The organism is Aureliella helgolandensis, assembly GCF_007752135.1.
Lineage (GTDB): Bacteria > Planctomycetota > Planctomycetia > Pirellulales > Pirellulaceae > Aureliella > Aureliella helgolandensis.
Genome location: NZ_CP036298.1, coordinates 2,011,923 through 2,035,529, shown reverse-complemented (window position 1 = coordinate 2,035,529; position 23,607 = coordinate 2,011,923). Strand labels below are relative to the sequence as shown.

General features: G+C 55.5%; 13 protein-coding genes. 8 read left to right on the top strand and 5 right to left on the bottom strand.

Translation table 11 applies throughout. From position 1 onward, the window contains the following. Positions 1–120: 120 nt before the first annotated feature. A complete protein-coding gene (locus Q31a_RS07160; RefSeq protein WP_145076038.1) occupies positions 121–1,749 on the top strand; it encodes a flavin-containing monooxygenase in 1,629 nt (542 codons plus the stop codon). Here Q31a_RS07160 and Q31a_RS07155 read toward each other — a convergent pair. Further along, positions 1,690–3,171: a prenyltransferase/squalene oxidase repeat-containing protein gene (locus Q31a_RS07155; RefSeq protein WP_145076035.1), complete on the bottom strand. Its 1,482-nt coding sequence runs from the start codon at positions 3,169–3,171 to the stop codon at positions 1,690–1,692. The two genes, Q31a_RS07160 and Q31a_RS07155, sit on opposite strands and share 60 nt — an antisense overlap. Before the next feature lie 608 nt (positions 3,172–3,779). Between Q31a_RS07155 and Q31a_RS07150 the strand changes: the two genes are divergently transcribed. The 4 genes from Q31a_RS07150 to Q31a_RS07135 all read left to right on the top strand — a co-directional run bounded on the left by Q31a_RS07150 (position 3,780) and on the right by Q31a_RS07135 (position 10,807). Beyond that, positions 3,780–5,282: a sulfatase family protein gene (locus tag Q31a_RS07150; RefSeq protein WP_231691101.1), complete on the top strand. Its 1,503-nt coding sequence runs from the start codon at positions 3,780–3,782 to the stop codon at positions 5,280–5,282. 158 nt (positions 5,283–5,440) lie between these two features. Continuing rightward, a complete protein-coding gene (locus Q31a_RS07145; RefSeq protein ID WP_145076032.1) occupies positions 5,441–5,758 on the top strand; it encodes a hypothetical protein in 318 nt (105 codons plus the stop codon). 247 nt (positions 5,759–6,005) lie between these two features. Further along, on the top strand, positions 6,006–7,157 hold the full coding sequence (locus Q31a_RS07140) for a glycoside hydrolase family 5 protein (RefSeq protein WP_145076029.1): 1,152 nt from the start codon (positions 6,006–6,008) through the stop codon (positions 7,155–7,157). 71 nt (positions 7,158–7,228) lie between these two features. Next, positions 7,229–10,807 carry a glycosyltransferase gene (locus tag Q31a_RS07135; RefSeq protein ID WP_145076026.1) on the top strand — a complete coding sequence of 1,193 codons (3,579 nt, stop codon included), beginning with the start codon at positions 7,229–7,231 and terminating at the stop codon, positions 10,805–10,807. Between the two features lie 52 nt (positions 10,808–10,859). Here Q31a_RS07135 and Q31a_RS07130 read toward each other — a convergent pair whose 3' ends face one another. Then, positions 10,860–14,663 carry a tetratricopeptide repeat protein gene (locus Q31a_RS07130; RefSeq protein WP_145076023.1) on the bottom strand — a complete coding sequence of 1,268 codons (3,804 nt, stop codon included), beginning with the start codon at positions 14,661–14,663 and terminating at the stop codon, positions 10,860–10,862. A 145-nt stretch (positions 14,664–14,808) separates the two neighbouring features. On the opposite strand from Q31a_RS07130, the gene Q31a_RS07125 reads away from it, so the two are divergent. Both Q31a_RS07125 and Q31a_RS07120 read left to right on the top strand, forming a co-directional pair. Further along, positions 14,809–15,051 (top strand): hypothetical protein, encoded by a 243-nt coding sequence (locus tag Q31a_RS07125; RefSeq protein ID WP_145076020.1) that lies wholly within the window; start codon positions 14,809–14,811, stop codon positions 15,049–15,051. 310 nt (positions 15,052–15,361) lie between these two features. Beyond that, positions 15,362–16,921 (top strand): sulfatase, encoded by a 1,560-nt coding sequence (locus Q31a_RS07120; protein ID WP_231691100.1) that lies wholly within the window; start codon positions 15,362–15,364, stop codon positions 16,919–16,921. A gap of 214 nt (positions 16,922–17,135) precedes the next feature. Here Q31a_RS07120 and Q31a_RS07115 read toward each other — a convergent pair whose 3' ends face one another. Continuing rightward, positions 17,136–17,675, bottom strand: coding sequence for an NUDIX hydrolase (locus tag Q31a_RS07115; RefSeq protein ID WP_145076017.1), 540 nt, complete (start codon positions 17,673–17,675; stop codon positions 17,136–17,138). Between the two features lie 482 nt (positions 17,676–18,157). Here Q31a_RS07115 and carB point away from each other — a divergent pair, with 482 nt between their 5' ends. Then, positions 18,158–21,409 (top strand): carbamoyl-phosphate synthase large subunit, encoded by a 3,252-nt coding sequence (carB, locus tag Q31a_RS07110; protein ID WP_145076014.1) that lies wholly within the window; start codon positions 18,158–18,160, stop codon positions 21,407–21,409. 163 nt (positions 21,410–21,572) lie between these two features. On the opposite strand, the gene Q31a_RS07105 is transcribed toward carB, so the two are convergent. Both Q31a_RS07105 and Q31a_RS07100 read right to left on the bottom strand, forming a co-directional pair. Continuing rightward, positions 21,573–22,277, bottom strand: a complete 705-nt coding sequence (locus Q31a_RS07105) for an SDR family NAD(P)-dependent oxidoreductase (protein WP_145076011.1) — start codon at positions 22,275–22,277, stop codon at positions 21,573–21,575. Between the two features lie 361 nt (positions 22,278–22,638). Further along, positions 22,639–23,496, bottom strand: coding sequence for a PP2C family protein-serine/threonine phosphatase (locus Q31a_RS07100; RefSeq protein ID WP_145076008.1), 858 nt, complete (start codon positions 23,494–23,496; stop codon positions 22,639–22,641). Between the last annotated feature and the right edge of the window lie 111 nt (positions 23,497–23,607).

The window sequence follows — 23,607 nt, the reverse complement described above, 5'->3', positions numbered from 1 at the left end:
GCTGCTCGTTCACAGGTCGGGTAGCTAGCTCCTCCGTCGCCGCTGAAAAAGTGGCTAATTAGACAGAGCGAGAGGCCTTGGACCTGTCCCCAACAACTATGCAATTGGGTCGAATTAGGTATGCAAACCTCCCTTTCCGATGTCAGTTCCGCACCTTTGTCCTCGGGCGGGCAAGCCGAGCGATCACCGCGCATTCTCATCATTGGTGGCGGCATGTCAGGCCTGTTGATGGGAATTCGCTTGCTCAAAGCGGGTATACGCAGCTTTACCATTCTGGAAAAAGCAGAGAAGATTGGTGGCACGTGGCGCGAGAACACTTATCCGGGCCTCAAGTGCGATGTGCCGGCGCACATGTATACCTATTCTTTCGAACCCAACCCGGAATACAGCCAGCGTTTCGCTTCGGGAGGGGAAATCCAAGACTATCTGGAGAGAGTTTGTGCTAAGTACCAACTCGCTCCCTACATTCGATTCTCAACGGTCGTTGATTCGGCGACTTTCGAAGCTGATCGCTGGAACGTACGAACCCAAGACGGGGCAATTCATTCGGCCGATGTGGTCGTGTCCGCTTGCGGTATATTGCACCATCCCAAAATGCCCGACATTCCGGGGATGGACGACTTCCAGGGCGTCCGTTTTCACACGGCTCGCTGGGATCACTCCGTGCCGCTCCAGGACAAGCGTGTGGCCATTATCGGGACCGGTTCGACCGCAGTACAAATTGTGCCGGCCATTGCCGATTCGACGAAGCAGCTGAGTCTCTTTCAGCGGACTCCGCAGTGGATCTTCCCCATGCCCAACAAAAGGTATGGCAACCCGCAGAAAAGCCGGCTGAGAAAGTGGCCCGCCTACGCCAACTGGCTACGGTACAGCTACAGCAAGCTCTTTCAGTGGACGTTCAATCGCGCCGTGATTGGCAATCAAATGTTGCTGAAGATGATTCAGTGGCAGTGCGAATACCATTTGAACAAGAAAGTCAAAGATCCGGAATTGAGGAAGCGACTTCGCCCCGATTTCAAAGCCGGTTGCAAGCGTTTGATTTTCGGGAAAGGATTCTATCAGGCGCTGCAGCGCCCTAACGTTTCGCTGGTTACCGAGGGGATCGACCGGATTGTTTCCGATGGCGTCGTAACAACCGATGGCAAGCATCATCCGGTAGATGTGCTGGTGTACGCCACCGGTTTTCAAGCCCATAACTACATGCGTCCCATTCGCGTCACTGGAGAAAATGGCCTCAAGCTAGACGAAGCTTGGAAGGAGGACGCCTACGCCCATCGCTCGGTGGCTATCCCAGGCTTCCCTAATTTCTTCACGGTGTTCGGCCCCTACAGTCCGATCGGAAACTACTCGGCCATCTCGGTCGCGGAAGTACAAACGAACTACCTGATGCAATTGATTGAGAAGATGAGAGCTGGGGAATTCGATTGCGTGACGCCCAAGCCGACGGTGACGATGCAATTGCTTGACAAGATGCATCAGGCAGCCAAGAAAACCGTATGGGTTTCAGGGTGCAAGAGCTGGTATCTAAATTCGAAGGGTTTACCACCGATGTGGCCCTGGACATTCGAACGGTATCAGCACGAGATGAAGACTCCGGATTTGTCAGAATTCCGCGTCTTTTCCAGAGCTCCAGATGTGGTATCTAAGCAGCCACACGTTGCTAGAGCACCAGTTGCTAGACCACCAGGGCTAGTCGGTGTGGTAGATGGCCAAGTGCCGGTAGTAGACCTCCAGACAATAGAGGTTTAAGCAAGTGGTGTAGAGCCGGCCACCGGCTGCACCGTAGCTATCGCGCTGCGAACTCCAACTCCCTCGCTCGTCCCCTTCCTTTTCCTGCAACGCCGGCAAGACTTTCTTCATCGCCGTATTCCATTTGTCCCAGGCCGGTCCGCCAAAATGGTGCATGACTTGCGTTGCGTAATACCAGAAGTAGACGCTCTGCTCCTGCGAATCCAGGCTTGGAGCCGCTGGTAGCAACACATCCTGGATTCCGGCAATCAAAGCGGGATGGGATTGAGGCCAGCCAAGGAAAATACGGCACAGCAATCCTTCAGCCGTCATGCTCAAACTGGGTGGTTGAAAATCGGTGTACGCGTATTGCGATAGTTCTTTGGAGGAGACTTGGTCGAGGAATTTTGAGGTTTTGGCGAGCTGTTTTTCATCGACTCCCAAGCCTGCCATACGGGCGGTTTCCAGGGCCATGACATACCAGCCCGTGACGGACAAATCGGCATCTTCGCGCGGCTCGTAACGCCAACCGTGTAGGTCGCTTTTGGACCACTCTGCGTACTTGACCGCTTTGAGCGCTGCCATTTTAAGCTTGGAATCGCCCGTCATTCCGTACGCTTCGATAATACTGATCGAAGCGATGGCCTGCGCGTACATTTGCTGCCGCGACGGTTCGCGATCGGCAAAAAACCCATCTTTATCCTGGCGTTGCACTAGGAAGTTAATGGCCAGCTTTACCTCCTGTTGGTACTTGCCTGCAATCGGCGTATGCCCTGCTCCCAGGAAGGCATTGACGGCCATGGCGGTCGCTGCGGTGATATTCTCATTAGCACCACCTCTGCTATACGGTCCAACCAAGCTCCACGAACCATTGCTATTTTGCTGCTGAACCAACCAAGCCAAGCCCATTTCAACCGCCTGCTCGGTTTCAGCGCTGCCTCCGAAACGATCCAGTAAAGCTTGCTTCAGTGCTCCAGTTCGTCCGGTCAACCCGTCTTGAATCCCAATTGGAATACTAACGGAAGTCGACGGCGACAGTAGGGGTTCGACCGCAGGCAAGTCGAGCATCTTGGGCAAATTGACTTGCTGCAACGGACTGGTGTTAGACAGCGATTCTAGATTTTGTGACTCCGTGTTCTCCAACTCGGTTTCCAGGGAGGATTCGATCCCCAGCAATTCGAATTCTCCATCACCCGAGGAAGAGGGTTGCCCAAAAAACAGGGTCAGCGGGCCGCGCGTAAGATCGGCAATCGGAATGACGGCAAGAATCAGGAGCAAGACCAAATGAAATACAAAACTGAATAGCCAGGAAGGAGTGCGACGAAGCTGTGCCGTTTTCTCCGCTGCTTCATGCTGCCGCTGAATGCGAACTTCAGAAACCAGATGCTTCCCCGCAACTCCCGCACGGCCGGAGCGCTGGAGCTGCACTTTCGGGGCTAGCACGCCTCGAGCCTGCGCCTTGGCCGGAGTCCGCAGTTGGGGAACAAGTGCCTGGGGCGCTGCCGGCGGCGGCAAACTGGGATGCGATGGGACCGTCCCTGGGCCGCGTTGTGGCCGGCCTGAAAGCGGGGGGGGAGGAGGTGTTGCGGGCGGCACAGCAGGCGTCGCTCCCCGCGGGGCACCCATCGGTGGACTAGGGAGAGGAGGCAATACAGGAGGCTCCACTTCACTGCCGACAGGGGCACCTGGGGGAAGTTTACTGTCGCTAGAGTGTGCTTGCCTGGTCACTCAAGATTCCAAAGATTAGATGAATGGCTTTGTCCGTAGTGCTTATTGCGTCTTTTTGCGAACGGATCCATAGCCAATGGCGATCGCCCCCCGGGCGTGTGGGCACCTGAAAGCGGTAGCAGGCTGAAGTGGAAGGTGACGTGGTTTCCCCCAACTTCATTTTAGCTTGTTCTGAGAGTACTAGCCACGCATGCTGCGGAAATCAATACGATTCGTGGATCGGGGAGTGCTATACTACGTCCTTCTTGCAGCCTCGCAGCTTGGCGATGGCAACTCCACGACAAGCGGCAATTCGATCTCTTCAGCTTAGGAATCCTTCAGCGATGTGTTCTAGAAGTGCTCTTGTGCTGAAAGTCATGATGATCTCGCTGTTTCTGGGAATGTATGGAAGTATGGCTGGGCAAGCTGCGCAACGGCACCCCAACCTGTTGATTATTCAGACCGACGAGCACAACTTTCGCACCTTAGGATGTTATCGCAACCTATTGCCTCCCGAGCAGGCCTTTGTGTGGGGCAAAGAGGCCATTGTGGAGACCCCGCATATCGACTCTCTGGCCAAACGGGGCGCGCTGTGCACAAGTTACTATGCAACTTCGCCGGTTTGCACCCCCTCCCGAGCCGCCTTGCTCACCGGGCGTTATCCGCAAAACACCGGTTCCCCCTCCAACGATTTACCGCTGAACGATGACATCATCACCGTGGCTGAACGCTTGCGTCAGGTCGGTTATCGAACTGGGTTTGCAGGGAAATGGCACTTAGACGGCCCTGGCAAGCCTCAATGGGAGCCCGACCGGCAGTTTGGATTTACCGATAACCGTTACATGTTCAATCGCGGGCACTGGAAAACGCTCGAGTTGACCGAGGATGGACCGCGAGTCGCTTCTCAGAACGCGGCGGGGCAGCCGGACTATGGAGTTCGAGGGGCTGATGCGACAACCTTCACCACCGACTGGTTGACCGACCGCGCGCTAGAATTTATTCGGGCGAGTCGTGATCAACCATTTTGCTATATGTTGAGCATTCCGGATCCCCATGGTCCCAATCGGGTTCGCGCCCCCTACGACCAGATGTTCCAGGCGTCAGCATTTTCGCCTCCAGCGACCTTCGATCAATCCAAAGACCAAACACCCGCCTATGTAGGCCCACCATCCAAGCAATTCAATGCTGATCAAATGGCTCTCTATTTCGGGATGGTGAAATGCATTGATGACAACGTCGGCCGCCTGCTTGCTGCCTTAGAAACAGAGGGAATGCTAGAAAACACGGTGGTGGTCTTCACCAGTGACCATGGTGATCTCTGCGGTGAACACCACCGCGACAACAAGGGGAATCCCTACGAAGCATCGGCGCGCGTTCCGTTCCTCATTGCGGCCCCAGGGAAGATTCAGCCGGGGACGGTTTTGGATGCTGCCATGGCGGGGATCGATTTCACTCCAACCATTTTGCGTTTGCTGGGGACGCATGCAGCAGAGGCTGAGTTAGATGGCGTGGAAGGCCGCGACCTCTCCCCTCTCTTTACCGCCTCCACCACCAACAACACGCCCCAGCCGTCCGATTACGTCATCCTCCGTCGCGCTGGAGTCGCTCCCGGCTGGGTTGCAGTGGTTACCGACCGCTATAAGCTGGTGCTGTCCCCTCAAGATGACCCCTGGTTGTTTGATTTAGAGCAAGACCCCGATGAACTGACGAACTTCCTCGACTCCCCGCAGCATCGCGACGTTCGCATGCGGCTGGCGCAGGCCATGGCCGCCTATGGCCCTGCACATCAAGATTCCCATTTGCGCCATCCGAAAATGCTGTCGGACCTTGAGTTGCTCCAACGCTAGCAGCCTGTCGCTGAGCTCAGCTGCCCGAGTTTTTCATGGAGCGTTGTAGCCTCAACGACTGGCTTTCGAAGAAGCGGTGCCGCAATCACTTCCGCACACCGCACCTCATCAACTTGAGATAGCGATCCCCCATAGAAGACCACCGACTAGGTGTCCCGATGACTGCACGCCCGAAATTCAGTGACGAAGAAAACTATCTAGTAAGCTACATGAAATCTAAGGCAGCGATTCGCAATTCGCGGCTGTATGCATTCTCGTACCTGCTCGTCGGGGGAGGGTTAGCCGCTTGGGGGCTGGCCTACGAAACCTCCCTAATCACCATCGCAGGGGTGATTGTAATTGTGGTCGCCCGACTGCAAGAATTGGGTTTGGAGAATCAGTGGGCAGGGGTTTGGCAATCCATCTTGGGCAAATATCAAGCCGCGGTGGAGGCTTACGAAGAGGAAGTGCAAAAGCTTCGCGAATCGCAGGAGTGAGCCGATTGGAGAAATCCCAGACGCGTTTCTAAAGGGGCAGTAGGAGGAATGCTTGTGAATTAGGGGACGTCCCAGTGCATCTGGAACAAAAAGCTACAGCGATTAGGAGAAAAATAGGAGGGGACATACGCCGAATGCTAAAAGCGCTCGTACCTTTACGTGTCACTGAATTGCCAAGCCAACCGGTCCGTTTCCATTTCGTAGCTCGGTGACTTTTTCTTAAGTCATTGATTGATACGTTGGAACCATGCGCAATCGCACCAAGCCCTATATTCCCACTGTCTCCCCAGGCTTGGCAGTAGGTTTGCTACTGTTGGTCCAAGGGATATGTCCGCACGCTGCGTTGGCTCAAACCTCGAGTGCTCGTTGGACAGCCTCCAATCCACCGACCTCCGCGCTCTTTCAAGGCGTCGGTGTTTCCCTGGCTGGCGCCGAATTTGGTGTCGAGGCAGACGGTTTTAGCAATCTACATCCCGGCCGCGTTGGGCGAGACTATGTCTACCCCTCTGCGGAATCCGTTGAGGGCCTAGCTGCACGCGGAATACGGACGTTTCGGCTTCCCATTCGGTGGGAAAGGTTGCAGCCCAAGCTCGGCAAAGCCTTGGATCCTCAGGAGCTGAAGCAGCTCGATCAAACCTTGGAATTGATCGCCAAGCACCAGGGGAAGGTAATTATCGATTTGCACAACTACGCGCGCTACGCCTGGGCGACCGGGTCGCGTGTGCAGTCGTTGAGAATCGACCAACGCTGGGAGGGAAACCGCCCCGTCACCTCGGAGGATTTGGCCAATTTCTGGCAATTCTTGGCTCGGAGGTACCGCAACCATCCCGGTTTGTTGGCTTATGGAATCATGAATGAACCGCATGACATGGACGATTCCAGCTGGCAGCGGATTTCTCAAAAGGTCGTGGACGGCATTCGCACGGTGGATCTTGAGAATTGGATTTTGGTTGCTGGAGACGAATGGTCTTCCGCCGAACGCTTTGCTGAGGTGAATGGAGATACCGCCTGGATTCGTGACCCAGCCCAGCGAACCGCCTATGAAGCGCACTGTTATTTCGATTTGGATGCGAGTGGCAAATATAAATTCAGCTATAGCTACGAGCAACGACTCGACCCTGCACTCAAACAAAGACCGGCGAACCGGATCAAGCCGTTTGCAGATTGGTGCAGAAAGAACCAAGTGGTCGGATTCATCGGAGAATTTGGCGTGCCCAACAACGATCCTAGATGGAATGCCTTGTTGGAGGATTTCCTGCATGAACTGCGCCATCAGAATCTGGCCAGTTGCTATTGGGCGGCTGGGCAATGGTGGGGGGACTATCCGCTATCGGTACACCCTGGCGCTCACCCACACGATGATCCAGCCACCCTAAAAACGCTGATTCAGTTTCAGTAGCCAGCTTGAGACAGACACGGCTTTCTGCTCTCGTCCCCTGCGCCTCACTCGACCACTGAATTGATCTTATTATGTTGAATACCCACAGTTCAAGAGTGCGACACGCGTCGATGATCCTGGCGGTCATTGCCACGTTTATCTACATCAGTTACCGCGCCTTCACGCTCAATCTCGATGGATGGTATGCTTCCTTCGCTTCGATCTCGCTTTACCTAGCGGAGATTTACGGATGCGGATTGATGTTCCTCTATTTTTTCCAAATCTGGGAAATCGTGGAACCCGAAGCAGTGCCACCTCTGGACGATCGATCGGTGGATGTCTTTATTCCAACCTACAACGAGGATCCAGAGCTATTGCGGGGGACCATCTCAGCCGCAATATCACTCGACTATCCCCACAAGACATACGTCTTGGATGATGGGAACCGGGCAGAAGTCGCCGCCTTAGCCATGGAGTTGGGCGCCCTCTATATCAATCGCGAAACGAATTTGCACGCCAAAGCGGGCAATCTCAATCATGCCATGGAAATTACCCATGGTGAGTTTGTCGTCATCTTCGATGCTGACCACGTGTCGCGTCGAGACTTTATTACCCGGTTGTTGGGCTATTTTTCCGACGACAAAATGGGGTTCGTGCAAACGCCCCACTCGTTCTACAACTTCGACAACTTTCATGGAATTCTGGATTACAAAAAACAGCAGTACTGGGAAGAAGGCGAGCTGTTTTACAACGTCATTCAACCCGGCAAGAACTATTGGAATGCTGTTTCCTTTTGTGGTAGCGCCGCCATGTTCCGCCGTTCTGCGCTGGAAGACGTTGGCCTAGTTGCCACTGAAACCATTACCGAGGATATGCACACGGGCTTGCGAATGCACGCCCGCGGATGGAAGTCTCTCTTTGTCAATGAACGGATGGTCAGTGGCCAAGCAGCCACCGATGTGACCACCTTCAACACTCAACGACTGCGTTGGGGCGAAGGCAACCTGGGCGTATTTGCCTACGACAATCCCATTACCATGCCGGGCCTGACATTGGCGCAGCGATTGGGGTACGTCGGTTCGATGCTGAGCTGGACCACAGGCATTCAGAAACTGCAGCTGTATATCGCCCCCATGCTGATGCTGCTCACGGGCGTGCCGCCCGTGGCGGAGTTAAGTTGGACCCTGGGAATCATCACTGTAGTCTACATGATGACCATTTGGACGGCGGTCAAGATTACCGGCAACGGTCACGGCCACTTGATGGGAACCGAGCTGACGCATATGGCGTCCTTCTGGACCCAGATTGTCTCGACCTATCGAGCTATTTTCAAACGCAAGAAAACCACGTTTGTGGTAACCAGCAAGCGTGGGCGGCAAACCAACCGTATTCGCAAATTCATTCTACCTCAGTGTCTGTACATCGCTGGCAGCGCGCTGTCGATCGCTTGGGCTTCCACCATGTACAGCGTGGGGCTAAGCCATGATCTCAACGGTTTGATCGTTGGCTCCATTTTGCTCCTGATCCAATCCTGGTTTGCATGGCAAGTCATCCGTCGTGCGCTAAGAATGATGGATGAAGTTGGACGGGCCTGGCGCCACCCTTGCGCAGTCAACGTTGAGTACACCTATGTCGATGAAGAGGGGGGTTCCCATACCGGCCACGGTGTGAGTTGCGACCTTAACGAGCAAGGCTTAGGCTTCCATGCCTTCGAAGTCATCCCGAATGAACACGAGGTCGAGGTCGTCATATCAGCGATGGGGGTCGCCGCGCACTGTCGTGGCAAGATTCATTACAAATCGCAAATGATCAAGTCGGTTTCGCGTCGCGATGGAAATGTCCAAAGCTGGCGATACGGATTGCAATTCATCGAACCCAGTTCTGCTTGCCTAGCTTCCGTGTGGCGACTCTGCTCCGATTATGCAACCGCTCGCATGTATGATCAATTCGAAGCTCGCAAACGCCACAAGTCCACCGACTCGATCGAGCGAGTTTTGGTCAACAGCACCTTTGCCGAACAGCGAGTCAATCTGCCTTTGGTGTTGCAGCTCCCCGACGGGGAAAGAATTTCGACGGTCACCGAAGGCTTGTCCCCCAATGGCTGCATGTTTTTAATTGACCGCAGTCCCGCCGTCGGCCAGGAATTGAATCTGGAACTCATTACCCCGCTTGGAGTCGTCACCAGCACGGCGACGGTGACGGGAATTAAGCAAGTGTGCCTGGGTGCCACCGCACTTGAATTTCCAGAGTTGCAGTTTGGGAAATTTGTGGCTGAATCGCGCAGCCTGCTCCTCTCCCTGTGCACCGCTAGCAAACAGAATGCTATTGCTCAGGTCGTAACCCTGAGGCCCCCTGAAAAGCGATTGCCGAATGCGCGACCAGCGATTCTAACCGGGCTTACGTCGTTGGCTGCCGCCATATTGGCAATCGTCTTTACCCTCTCTTGGCATCGAGACGCGTTGCTCATCTCACGCGCAAGCCACTCGACCCAAGTGTCGCCCGGAATGCGCGACAAACTAGCACAAATGGTCAATGATTTAGTCAACGACCCCGCAGCCGATGAGGCGCGGATTGTGGAGCTGCACGGGATTCTGTGGCAACTCAAGGACAAAGAGGGCTTAGCAAAGTTGGACGAGCTCTTGCTTCAGCGCGAGGTAGAAACGTTTTCGGCTCGACTTTGCCGTGCCCAAACGCTCGATAACGTGCGACGCTACGCGGAAGCAGAGCGAATCTACAATTTGATGATGCCCGTCTTGGATGCACCCAAAAATCGAGAACACCGGCAAGACCTCTTGCTCTCGGCGGCCAGGAATCAAGCCAATCTCAACAATACTACGGCGGCCATTGCACTGCTCGATCAGATCGATCGCACAGTGCTGACGAAGAACTCAGCCTTGCGGCGGGAATATGCGGGGCTACTCGTCGAAGGGGATCGACCAGCACAAGCCATTGACCTGCTCGCGCAGAATCCACATCCAGAGCTTGAAGAGCTACGGATGCTGGGAACGATCTACTCTTCTCTCGGCGAATTCCCGAATGCAGTGGCAGCCTATGAGCAAATTTTAGCGAGTCACGAGGGTGGCATTGAAACTCAAGTCGCCTTGGCTGAGAATGCGATGTGGGGGAAAGACTACCCCCTCGCGATTTCAACCTTCCAGGAAGTGCTCCGCCAAGACGCTACCAACCATCAAGCTCTAGAAAACATCGCCTTTGCGTTCCTGTGGAGCGGCGATGGAAAACGCGCTTTGGACGCCTGGGAGCAGCTGCTCGCCAAAGTCCCCCACCGCCTCGACTACCAACTCGCCTTCGCCCAATCGATGCAGCTGGTTGGCAGCGGCTTTACGGAGCAGCAGATCGACTTGGTGAAGTTTATCGCGGGAGAAGTTGTCGCAACCCCCAACAACGAGATGATGACGGAGACACTGGTCAATGTGCTTTCCCAACTTGGGCAACCACAGCTGCTCATGCCGCTGTTGACCAGTCTCGTCGAACGGCAACCGGACCGCATCAAATTGCGTCTGCAACTGGTCAACTTACTGAAGGCCTCTGGACAGTTCGAGTTGGCAGATCAGCATCTGGAGATGCTGGTGTCCGCTACCTCGGGCGTCGAAGCTGCCCCAGCTCTACGGTATGTCACGACTCCCGCGCCAGGTTTCGAGCGGGCTCAATAGCGGAATCTGACTGGTACCAGCCCAGGGGCTGCTGTAAGGCAGACACTTGCTGCTATGGCATGCGGATTGTCAAGAAACCTTGGACTCCGACCGATTCGTAGACGCTCGAAAAGATCCCAGCGGTAGAGACGTCAGCGCTGAGCCAGTCGCGGATGTCTCGATGCCCTCGCAGCTCGAACAGACCAAATCCCACGCTCTCGGAATCGACACGGGCTCCCCCACACATGGAGAACCAGTGTTGATTTGCCCCGTCGAACGTATGCTGACTCAACCAGAACCGCTTTTCCATCCCCGCCGTTAAGAATACATAGCCGCTGGGACTAAAGTAGGGATGAATGGTATCTTGCAAGACTCCCGGTGTTGGTCCGAATTCGGTGGCGTTGGCATAGCTCAGCAAGTTGAAGTCCAGTTTGGCCGTCAAGGGACGGCGACCTACTGCCAGTGAATAGTTATTGTGGATCGATAATTCATGCAGAGAGTTGTGGTCCGAGTAGGCTGCATAGCGATACCTGCCATCTACCTGCCATCTCCAATTGAGGTACGTTGCCAGGCTTAGATCAAACCCGCCACGATAGATATCCTGGCGTATCGACTCGCCATTCTCGGCGACATTGTCCAAGAAGCCATCAATCCCCAAGAGCACGTCTGCAGAGGTCCGCCAATATGCGCCGGTGCGAAATGTCGGTCGAGTCGAGAATCCGTAGTCGTACTCCTCGACCTCAGTGACGGCGAACAAAGTGAGCTGCTCTAGGGGTTGGGAATGTATTCCTAGAATCGCGACATTGCCATCTGCATCGGTTCCGCGATGCGGTCTTAGAAATCGGTGCGCGTAACCAATCGTCAAATAGTCTTGCTGATCCCCCACCGGCATGACAGCCAAGCTCTCTAGACGCAAGGAGGTAATACTGGACAAGCCATCACGGCCAGTCCGATGCTCAAATTCGAACCGGTTCCGAAGCTGAGGACGCAGCTCAAGCTGTTTGCGACGACGCGCGATGGCGGCTTCGCGATGGCAGGGATTAATGGCTAATAGTTGGTTGTATTGGTCGATGGCCTGATGGGTCATCCCTAGTTCGGACAAGACTTGCGCCAAATCGAAATAGGCCTCTTCATTGGTGGGATCGATTTCGATCAAATTACGAAAGTGGCACAACGAGGATCTCGGCTTCCAGTTTTTCCAGTATTTGCCCGAACGCTCTTCGACCACCGCTTGCAGGCTACGATTGGCTTGTGCGTTGTCGTCCTCAAGCGCCTGGAGATTTCTAGCGTTGAGGTTGGCATCCTGTGTAAAACGTGGCTGGGACTGGAGAACCTCCTCTGCCTGCCAGTAGGCTTGATTTGCTCGGTCGACTCCCTTCCATGCGTACCAGACTCGAGCCTGCTCCATCGCTGCGAGAGGGTACATCGGCAAAGCGACCAGAATTTGTCGATACAGTTCAATACTGCTGGCGTAAGCATGACCACGTGCCGCCCCGCGTGCCAACCCCAGTCGAGCACGCGTATTGCTCGGGGACAGGGCGAGTGCTTGCTCAAAATGCGCCTCGTCCTCGCACTGATTTGCACAGGCGTCACACATCGCTTCCGCTTCGCCAAGTCGAATCAGCAAGTAATGGTTGTCAGGCTCAAAGGCCAGGGCTTGGCCCAACAACCTTGCGGCAAGCGCGCAGTTGCAGTCTTGCAAGGCCAGATCTGCCAAGACCACGCGATTGTACGTACTAGGATAGAAGAGACTCAGCTCTTCGCTCAGCTCAGCCTCCGCCGCAGCAGACTGTCCAAGCTCTCTCTGGCAGCAATAGATGCCGTACCTCAGCCTCGGAGAATTGGTGGCATTCTCAAGGCGGGTCTGATTGAAGGTCTCCAACGCTTCACTGGGACGTCCCAATCTAAATTGTGCCCACCCCAGAGAAGTCCGCAGGGACAGTCGAGTGCTAGCTGAATGGACAACATGCAGCTCTTCCAAACATAATGCTTCCGCAGCAGAATACTCTTGGCCTCGAACGAGCATATCCGCAATGGCGCCTGGATCGGATGCGACAACGCCCACCGCATTGGCGGCGCCAACAGAGGAATCGAGGACGTCGATGGCCGAATTAAGCCTGCGTTGCTTAAGCAGAGTCTCTGCGAGCTGTTGCTTCAACTGGGGATCATTTGGGGCATTTTCCAGGGCGCGACGGTAAACCGTCTCGGCCCGTCTAAAATCGGAAATGGCATGCAGCAGTGTCCCGAGTCCTTTGAGCGCCTCGACCTGCTGCGGGTTCTCTAGCAGAAGCGACTGATAGATCGCGTAGGCTTCCGCCAGTTCACCAACGGCGGTCTTATAATTGGCCAATTCGAGTCGGACCAGCACATCCGTCTGCCGCTCGGCAAGCCCCGCCAATGTGGCTGCGGCGGCGGGCATGTTGTACAGCCTGACGTGCGTGCGAATGAGCTTGCACTGCGTATTGATGTCCCCTGGGGAGTGTGCCAACGCCTGTTCAAAGAGCATGAGTGCGGGACGGTAGTAAGCCTCACGGTACAGCGTGTCCGCCAAGGCAATCCGCTGGGAGGGTTGTACGCCGGGATATTCTGCGATGGTGCCAAGCAGGTCGAATACAAGAGCCTCATGGCCGAGGCGCGCATGCGCAAGTAGGAGATCAAGCGTAAGCTCAGGATCATCCGATTGCATCTCAAGCAACCGTGAAATAATGGCGATTGCCTGTTGAGGACGATTGATCTCCATCAAGAATCTAGCGAGTTTCGCTTCCAGAGCAGGCGGCAGATTGCCGGCGCTCTTCAAATGCGTGTCGTACAACTTGGCCGCCTCGGCGGTCTTACCTTGCCATACGAGCAACCGGCCCAGCACAATGTAGGCTTCGGGTTCACCCGGTTGCTCTTCCAGCATACGCTTCAGGGTGCCTTCAGCCGAGACAAATTTCCCCTGCTGAATCAACAAGTCGGCGTAGCGTGAATAGTAAGCAACCTCGGAAGGGTGCATCTCCAAGAGTTGCTCGAGCTGGACCTGCGCGTCCGCCCAAAGCCCACGCTGGCTAAGGATCCCAACGTATTCCGATCGCGCCTCTTCAAATGCGGGAAACTCAATCAGCAGATTTTCGAAACGTTGAGAGGCCAATTCAAGGTCCTGCAGGGCGACCGCATTCCGAGCCGACTCGACGAGCACATCGCGACGAAGAGAGCTCGCCGGATTTTCAGGTTTCGGGAGAACGGCATTGGAGAGTTGGTCCGCCGCGCTGGACTGCTCGGGATAGAGCCTGGGAGACGCAACTGCCTCAGTTGCACTCCGACTTGAACCTGGCAAGACTTCTCGGGAATGCGGCGGCCTTGGCTCAGCCCTCCCCTTGGACTCACTCGCCGAGGGAATGTCCTGGGCTCGCGATTCGGATATCCAGGGGCTTATGCCGGTTGTTCTCGGGCGCTGCGCAATGCCGCCATTGGGCGGAAAATTGTCAGCTAGCGGCCCTGCGCGCTGCAGTGAATTGCTCGGCGGTGTCAGAACGATCTCAGCGGCTTCCACCAGCTCGGACTCCGTCGCGTTCGCCCCGAATTCTCCCGGGGAGCTGTAGGATGCAATTCGAAAGGGACCGGTGGTGGGTGGAGGAGTTACAGACAGATTGGCTGGCGGTGGCGTCAGGCTCGCAATCGAGTAGACGAGCAGCGGCTGCGCAACCAGCGGCGTTCCCCGATGTTCGAGTCCAGGGCGATCTAGGCTAGCCGCTTGAGGTACACCGAATGGAGCGAGTTGGAGGTCAGTCGCGGACGACTCGCTAGGCGACACAACGAAGGGCGCTGCCGCGATCGAAGCATGCTCACGACGCCATACCTGATGCACAAGCAGCCCCACAGCAAGAACAACTAGCAAACAGATTGCGGCTCGTTTGACTACTGTTGGAGTGCAAAAAGAATCCGCTGGCGTGTTGAACTTCAAGGACGGCTCCACACGTTCGCGATAGGATAAGGACGTAGATCAGCGACGCGATTCTTCATCGCGCAACGCCCTTCCGGTAGTGACGACGCGCATCCGGTTCAAGCCTACTGAACCGTTATCCACTGGAACCGCCATCGAAGAGGACGAAACGGTAGCACCCAAACCTAGAACCCAACAGACTTCCACATTGACGAGCGATGCCAATGTGTTGCCGGATTCAACCGATGTCCAATTTTCCGGAGTTGGTCCGCTGGCCGAATTCCGGCTGCGCATGGGGCAATGCGACTCCAGGAACCTCGACTCAGCGGATGATAATCCGTAAGGCGCTTCTTAGGGTTGGATCGACAACCGCGACCAAGAAGTTTAGCTCGGTCGCAACGATTCTTCAGATTGCACCGACGCCCCTGGCAGATAGGTTATGATAGGGGCGCAAATCGACTGCCGTTTTTCCAACCGCCCAATGCCGCCACAGTCTCCAGCCTCAAACGCCAGGAGGCTCTAAAGCCAGAAGAAGCGTGTCTGCAGGAGGGGTTGGCGCAGTGGATTCCTGCAGCCTCACGTGCATTTCAGCGTCCGTGCTAGGATCTCACGATTTTCATCCAACCTTGTTCACTTTGCAGAGAGTTTTCACTGTGTTTACCGATTCCCCATCGAACAACTCGGCGATCGGCAGGCCGTTCCACTGTTTCGTAATTGCTGGAATGCTCGCTTTTGGTTGTTCCACTCTCGCAGCAGTTGAACCCCAGTCGTCCGCATCCCCTGAAGCGGTGGCTGCTAAACCCAACGTACTAGTCATTTCAATCGATGACCTGAACGATTGGGTTGGTTGCTTAGGCGGACATCCCCAAGTTCAAACGCCCAATATGGACGCGTTGGCTGCCAGAGGGACGGTGTTCACCAACGCGCATTGCCAATCTCCACTGTGCAATCCCTCTCGCACCAGTGTCATGACAGGGTTGAGGCCAACGACGACCGGCGTGTACGGGTTGTCCCCCTGGTTCCGCACACTTCCTGAATTTAAGGATTGGGTGACGCTCCCGCAGTACTTTCAACAACATGGCTACCGCACGATCACCGGTGGGAAGACCTACCACGATGCTTACCCACCGCGAGACCAGCGGGAGACGGGGGTCGAGTTTGACGTGTGGGGTTACCACGGTAGTGGTGGAAATCCCAAGCCTGCAAAGAAGATCATCAATATGCAGGGAGGGCATCCGCTGATGGACTGGGGAGTTTTTCCAGAGCATGATTCGCAGCAAGATGACTACAAAGTAGCCACCTGGGCCTGCGAACAGTTGGATGCTCTGGCCCAAGAGGAATCGAGCCAGCCCTTCATGCTTTTCTGCGGCTTTCGCCGCCCTCATGTCCCCTGTTTCGCTCCTCAGAAATGGTTTGATCTCTACCCAGAAGAATCGCTACTGATGCCACCGATTCTGCGGGGTGATCGCGATGACACCCCTCTATTTTCTTGGTATCTACATTGGCAACTTCCCGAACCACGCCTGAGCTGGTTGGAGCAAGCTGGGGAAGACCGATCTTTGGTGAGGGCCTACCTTGCATCCACCAGTTTCGTGGACGGCATGGTCGGCCGCGTCTTGGCTGAGTTGAAGGCTCAAGGTCTAGATCAAAATACCGTTGTCGTGCTTTGGTCGGACCATGGTTACCACCTGGGCGAGAAAGAGATTTCGGGAAAGAACACGCTGTGGGACCGCTCGACGCGCGTTCCCATGATCATCGCCGGCCCCAACCTGCCGGCGGGTGCACGAAGCTCGCAACCTGCGGAGTTATTAGATATCTACCCCACGTTGGTGGACCTCTGCGACTTGCCCGCGCGAACGGGCCTGGAGGGGCACACGCTGCGTCCGCAACTAGAGAGGGCCAATGCCCCGCGTCAGTGGCCAGCAATCACTTCACACAATCAGGGCAACCATGCCATCCGCACCGATCGCTGGCGATTCATTCGTTATGCCGATGGAAGCGAGGAGCTGTATGACATGCAAGAGGATCCCAATGAGTGGGACAACTTGGCCAGTCATACCGAATTTCGGGAGGTGAAGGCCGATTTAGCAAAATGGTTGCCGCAAATTGATCGCCCCTTGGCACCAGGTAGCGCGCACCGCGTCCTGACGTGGGATGGCAAGACTGCGGTTTGGGAAGGGGAACCGATCGATCCCGATGCGCTCGAACGATAGCGGTCGGTAGCCGGGATGAGGTCGCCACTGCGACTGCTTCCCATCACTGCAACTGCTGAAAGCGAGGACTCGCTAGCAGAGTCCCGCGGGGCCTGTGGCGGGCTTCCCCCTCCAACGCCAGGCAGGCAACCTGAGATGGTGCGGAACTCAGCCGCTAGGCACCTCGAACCCAGTAGCGTGAAAGAACCCAGTAGCGTGAAAAGGGGGTTGGCCGCTAAGACCGGGGCTGCTCAATCGCCTCCCGAGCGGCAAACAGGGCGGCCAGCAATTTCAAGTCCGTTGATTGCTTGCGTTCGCGAAGCCAGGTGAGGATATGGTCCATGGGGATTTCGTGAATCTGAATCGATTCCCCCTCCACGCCTCCACCTTGAGAAATTCGCTCGAGCCCCTGGGCTAAGAAGAGCGTAATCGATTCGTCCGTCAGGCCTGGCGAAGAGTAGCCGTGCACCAGCAGCCTCCACTCGGCGGCTACGTAGCCGGTTTCTTCGACGAGCTCCCGCTTGGCGGCGACAATCAAGTCCTCGTTTTCCGCCCCCACGATATCCCCAGCCAAGCCGGCGGGTAGCTCAATTAAACGGCGACCGACGGGAGGACGAAACTGCTCCACCAAGACAACTCGCAAATCTTCGTGCACTGCCACAATGCCAACCGCGGAACGTCTTGAGTTGCGGGACACGAATTCCCACGCTCCACGACGGTTTACATGCAAGTGCGCCCCTTGCCATGCCAATTCTTCGTCTTCGCTAGGATCCATGGCACCCAATCTTTCAAAAAAAAGTCCAACCCGACTTTCTATCGAATTCTGTCTTTGACGAGCTAGAGTCAAAATCTACCTATGCTAAGGTTGTTGCTCGGTCACCAAACGCTGAATAATGGGGGAAATGTTGGGATTCTGCACTTCCATGGCTCCTGAAGCGGAAATTGAGGAGTCTCCAATTGGTTCCAAGCCAGCCGATGCCCTACGGGTTAGCCCCTTGGCAATAGTGCGAAATGCATGATATTCTTGGGAAATTTTACTCAGCGGCCCTAGTCCCGGTGGGGTAGTAGGTTTGCACTGTTGGCTTTCGAAACATAGGCAACAGACAACTGGTCTGCGGGTAGAGTCTTGCGAAAGTCTAAATTCCATCATGCAAGTTTGGGCGTAGAGCCTTGGACGTTCGGGCTGTTGAGATACAGCTGAAACGTCGCTCAGCACCAATCAAGACTTGCAGTACGCTAAATTGAGAGTGAGACGCAGTGCCACGGCGAACTGACATCAAGAAGATCATGATCATCGGCTCGGGCCCTATTGTGATTGGGCAAGCTTGCGAGTTTGACTATTCCGGCACGCAGGCCTGCAAGGCATTGCGCGAGGAGGGCTACGAAGTTGTCTTGGTGAATAGCAACCCAGCAACGATCATGACCGACCCCAGTACTGCGGAGCGGACCTACATTGAACCGTTAACTTGGGAGGTTGTCGCCAAGATCATCGAGCGGGAGCGTCCCGATGCATTGCTGCCAACCCTGGGTGGGCAGACCGGTTTGAATGTGGCCATGGACCTGGCGGCCAACGGCGTCCTCGAAAAGTACTCCGTGGAGATGATTGGTGCCAATCCGGAGGTGATCGCGAAGGCGGAGGAACGCGATCAGTTCAAGGAGGCCATGGAAAAGATCGGGCTGGATGTGTGCGATGGCGACGTCGTAACGACCTTGGAAGAGGCGCGCGAGACCCTCAAACGCGTCGGCTTGCCCTGCGTGGTTCGCCCAAGTTTCACCATGGGCGGGAGCGGTTCGGCGATCGCCTACAACCGCAATGATTTCGATGCCCTCGTCCGCAATGGACTGGTGCAATCCCCGGTCCATGAGGTTCTAATCGAAGAGTCAATCATCGGTTGGAAAGAGTATGAGATGGAGGTCATGCGCGACCGAGACGACAACGTCGTCATCATTTGCGCGATCGAGAACTTCGATCCCATGGGAGTCCACACGGGGGATTCCATCACGGTGGCTCCCGCTCAGACATTGAGCGACAAGGAATACCAGCGAATGCGCGACGCCTCCTTGGCCGTCATTCGCGAGATTGGCGTGGAAACGGGTGGCTCCAATATCCAATTTGCCATTGAGCCGTCGACCGGTCGTATGATCGTGATCGAAATGAATCCCCGCGTGAGTCGCTCCAGTGCACTTGCGAGTAAAGCGACCGGATTTCCCATCGCCAAAATCGCAGCCAAGCTGGCTATTGGCTATCGCCTCTGGGAGCTCCCGAATGACATTACGCAGAAGACCAAAGCCTGCTTTGAACCGACGATTGACTATGTGGTCACCAAGATTCCTCGCTTCGCGTTCGAAAAATTTCCCGAGGCCGACACGACCCTGACCACGCAAATGAAAAGCGTGGGGGAAACGATGGCCATTGGTCGCACCTTCAAGGAATCGTTTCAAAAGGCGCTCCGAGGACTCGAAGTCGGAGCGTTCGGTTGGGGATGCGACAGCAAGGATCTGTGGGGAACGGAACTGCAGCCCGATGAGGATGAAATCCGAAGCAAGTTGGCGCGTCCCAATCCCGACCGCGTGTGGTATCTCCGCTATGCCCTCAAATTCGGCATGTCGGTAGACGAGATTCACCGCATTACCTTCATCGATCCTTGGTTCTTGGACCACCTGGCCGAGTTGGTGGAACTCGAGGAACGCCTCCGCTCAATCGGCTCACTCGACAAATTATCGGCTGAGGAAATGCGAGCTGCCAAACAGAGCGGCTTCTCCGACCGCCAGCTGGCGAATCTGTTGGTAAGCGATGAACTTGAGGTGCGAGCGTGGCGAAAATCACACGGAGTTGTGGCTACCTACAAGTCTGTGGATACGTGTGCCGCCGAATTCGAGGCTTACACGCCCTACTACTACAGCACCTATGAACTCGAAGACGAATCACCCACCAAGAATCCAGACACCAAGCGCATCATGATCTTAGGGGGAGGCCCCAATCGTATTGGTCAGGGAATCGAGTTTGATTACTGCTGCTGCCATGCCAGTTTCGCCTTGCGCGAGATGGGTATTGAATCGGTCATGGTCAATAGCAACCCAGAAACGGTCAGCACCGACTACGACACCAGCGACATCCTGTTCTTTGAACCGTTGACCGCCGAAGACGTGCTCAACATTTGCGACCGCATCCAGCCAGATGGAGTCATTGTTCAGTTTGGTGGACAGACTCCCCTCAATCTTGCACGGGCTTTGGCAACGGCCAATGTCCCCATTATTGGCACATCGGTCGATACGATCGAAGCGGCGGAAGATCGTGAAAAATTCCAAAAGCTCTTGCAGACCCTTGGCCTCAAACAGCCTCCCAACGCCATCGCTCGCACTATGGAACAGGCGCGCGCCGAAGCCAAGAAGGTGGGCTATCCCGCCTTGGTTCGCCCGAGTTTCGTACTCGGCGGTAGAGCGATGGAGATCTGCTACGACAATGCGCAATTCGAGCGGTATGTTGCTGAGGCCTTCATCGTGGCCGAAGGCCAACCGGTGTTGATCGACAAATTCCTCGAGGACGCCATCGAAGTCGACGTCGACGCGCTCTGTGATGGTGAACATGTTGTCGTGACCGGTATCATGGAGCATATTGAAGAGGCCGGTGTCCACTCCGGTGACTCGGCTTGCGTACTTCCTCCCTACAGCTTGTCGGCGGAAGTCATCCAAGAGATTCGCGAAGCAACATGGGCCATGGCCAAACGACTTCGAGTCGTCGGGTTGATGAACGTGCAATACGCCGTCAAATCCGAAGATGGCAAGATGAACGTTTATGTCATCGAAGTGAATCCAAGAGCGAGCCGTACCGTCCCATTTGTTGCCAAAGCAACAGGCGTCCCCGTTGCCAATTTGGCCGCTAAAATCATGGCGGGCAAGACGCTCGCAGAACTGGGTCTCCTCGAGGAGCCCATTCCCCGACATGTCTCAATCAAGGAGAGTGTCTTCCCCTTCCGCAAATTTGCAGGCGTCGATATCGTCCTCGGGCCTGAAATGCGGAGCACCGGAGAGGTCATGGGCATTAGCCCAGAATTTTCGATTGCCTTTGCGAAAAGCCAACTGGCGGCTGGGGTCGTGCTGCCCCAGAGCGGAAACATCTTCATCTCGGTCAATTCGCGCCACAAGAGCGGCATTCCTGACTTGGTCAAACGCTTGCACGAATTGGGCTTTCCGCTACTGGCCACTCCCGGGACCGCCAAGATCATTGAAGATGCTGGGATTCCAGTCACACGCGTGAAAAAGGTGGCTGAGGGATCTCCCAACCTAATCGACTATCTCAAGAACGAAGAGGTTTCGTTGATCATCAACACTCCTAATGGCAAGGGAGCGCGCACCGACGAGGGCCGTATTCGGGCTGCGGCAGTTCAGAATGGTGTGCCCTGTATCACCACCATGGCTGCCGCCACGGCTGCCATCATGGCGATGGAAGCATTGCGAACCGAAGAGCTGTCGGTGCTGTCACTCCAAGAGCGTTTCCAGGACTCCTGAATGACCGCCAGCGAGCGGCCTAGCCAGACAACCTGACTTAACTAAACCCTGCCCAGCTGAACTTGCAGGGCAGGGGGCGGGGGAAACGACGGAAGTTTGGGCAAGTCATCGCGGCATCTCAAGTGGCCGCCGCAAGCAGTGCCGAGGAGAAATCCGGTGAGCTTTAGCAGCGGACCGTGGACATACCACCGTCGACGTTCATCACTTGCCCTGTGATCCAAGCGGCGTTGTCCGATAACAAGAATTCCGCTACCGCAGCAACGTCGTCAACTGTTCCGATCCGTTTCAGGGGATGGCGTTCGGCCATCGCTCCGCGTTTCTGCTCATTCGACAGCAAACGTTCTGCCAGCGGAGTGTCTGTTAGCGAGGGCGCAATGCAGTTAACGCGAATCTCCGGCGCCAGTTCAGCCGCGAGCGAACGCGTCAGACCTTCGACAGCTCCTTTGGAGGCAGCCACCGCTGCATGCAGCGGTAGGCCTTGACCTGCTGCCACCGAACTAAACAGAATCATCGACGACGTACCGGCCGCTTTCATGGCTGGTAACGAAGCCTGCAAACTCTTCACCGCGCCCACTACATTCAACTCAAAATCGTCTGCCAGCGATTGCGGCTTTAGAGCTCGGATAGATGCAAAATTCATCGAGCCGGGACAATAGACCAAACCGTCGATACATGCCGGCAGCTGGTCCGAATCGATCTCTGCCTGCGTGACGTCCAGCGGTAAGTGGTTGATCCCCGGTAGGCTAGAGAGTTCCCCGATGGTTCGAGATATTATGGTAACGGCAGCTCCACTAGAAACCAGACGTTTGACGAGTCCCCAGCCGATGCCGTGACTTCCACCCACGATGACGTATGTCTTTTGGCGCACAGTGCTGAGCTCCCCATGCTAATTGGCTGTGAGAATTGAGAAAAAGTAAAAACGCTGCAGCGATCTTCTCCTGCCAGCCCACGTGACCAGCACGTGAGTCGACCCGTTTTAGAAGTGCCCGAAACACTTCCTTCCTCTGACGGATTTTCCGCACGGGACTGTCGCCCGACGTACGGCAGCCGACAGGCGTTGCATGCGTGCGGTTCGCAACACGAACTGGAAATTTGGCAAGCCGGTGTCCAGTTGGCTTCAATGAAACTTACGCTTCGCATCTCCCCTTAGCATCCGGTGCGGCGTTCAGCGTTCGGGATTGCTTGGCAATTGCGAAACGGCTGTGCTCCCCAGTTAATCAAGGCGAGAGCTACAAGGACGTTCGGTCGTTGGCACCTCGAATAAAGCGGAATGGCGCCAGAAAATTGTCTCGCAGTGAAACGCGTGTAGGAGTCACTCTGCTGAGCATGACTGTTGCATCCTGCGTGCACAAATTGTCTTGATGAGCGTCTCGAATCGTAAGGATCAATTCGTTGAGCGCGAGTTCCGGGTTGGACGACTCGGACAATCTCTGCACGAGGCTGCGAATCCCTTCAACTCCCATCATTCTCCCGTTGCTTTGACGACACTCCGTTAGGGAGTTGCTGTAGCAGAAGAACATATCGCCAGCGTCTAGCCTGAGCTTAAAATTCTGGTATTCGGAAACATCGACATTGCCAGCGTAATCTGCGGCTGGTGGGAGTTCACTAGACAGCGGTTTGAGCGCTGCCCACTCCCCCTTAACCGATTGGTAAAGCAACGGTGGTGGATGGCCTGCATTGCAAACGGTCCACGACCGAGTCGGTGCGAAGAACGTACTAAGAAGTACCGAGGCGAAGCCTCCCTGTTGAGAAGTTGAGTCCAGCTGGGCTGTCATCTGTCGAACCGCCGAGGATTGAGCGATCGCGTTGATGTTCCGCACCATCACGTCTCGCAAGCGACAGGCAACGTCGGCGAAATGGTTGTTGACACCTCCAACATCAGCCATCAGCATTCTGGTAATTCGTCCCGAGGCGCAAGAGGAGACGTAGTGGATGTCACCGCCTTCCACCTTGGCGTCCTGCCGAGATTGATTCCAAATCCACACATCGAGACCGGGGCGCCTAAAAAATTGGGAGTCCGTACCGTGTCCGCCTTGGACTTCCATACAGTGAAGCCGATTTCGTGGATCGTGTTGCTCGGTAGGCATCGCGTTCTACTTCCTGAAGGGATCATGCCAATGCGATTCACAAGATGGATTCGCGGTATTGGAATAAGTTAACAACAGTGGCTCTCGAGATGCCACGTACTCACCTCATTG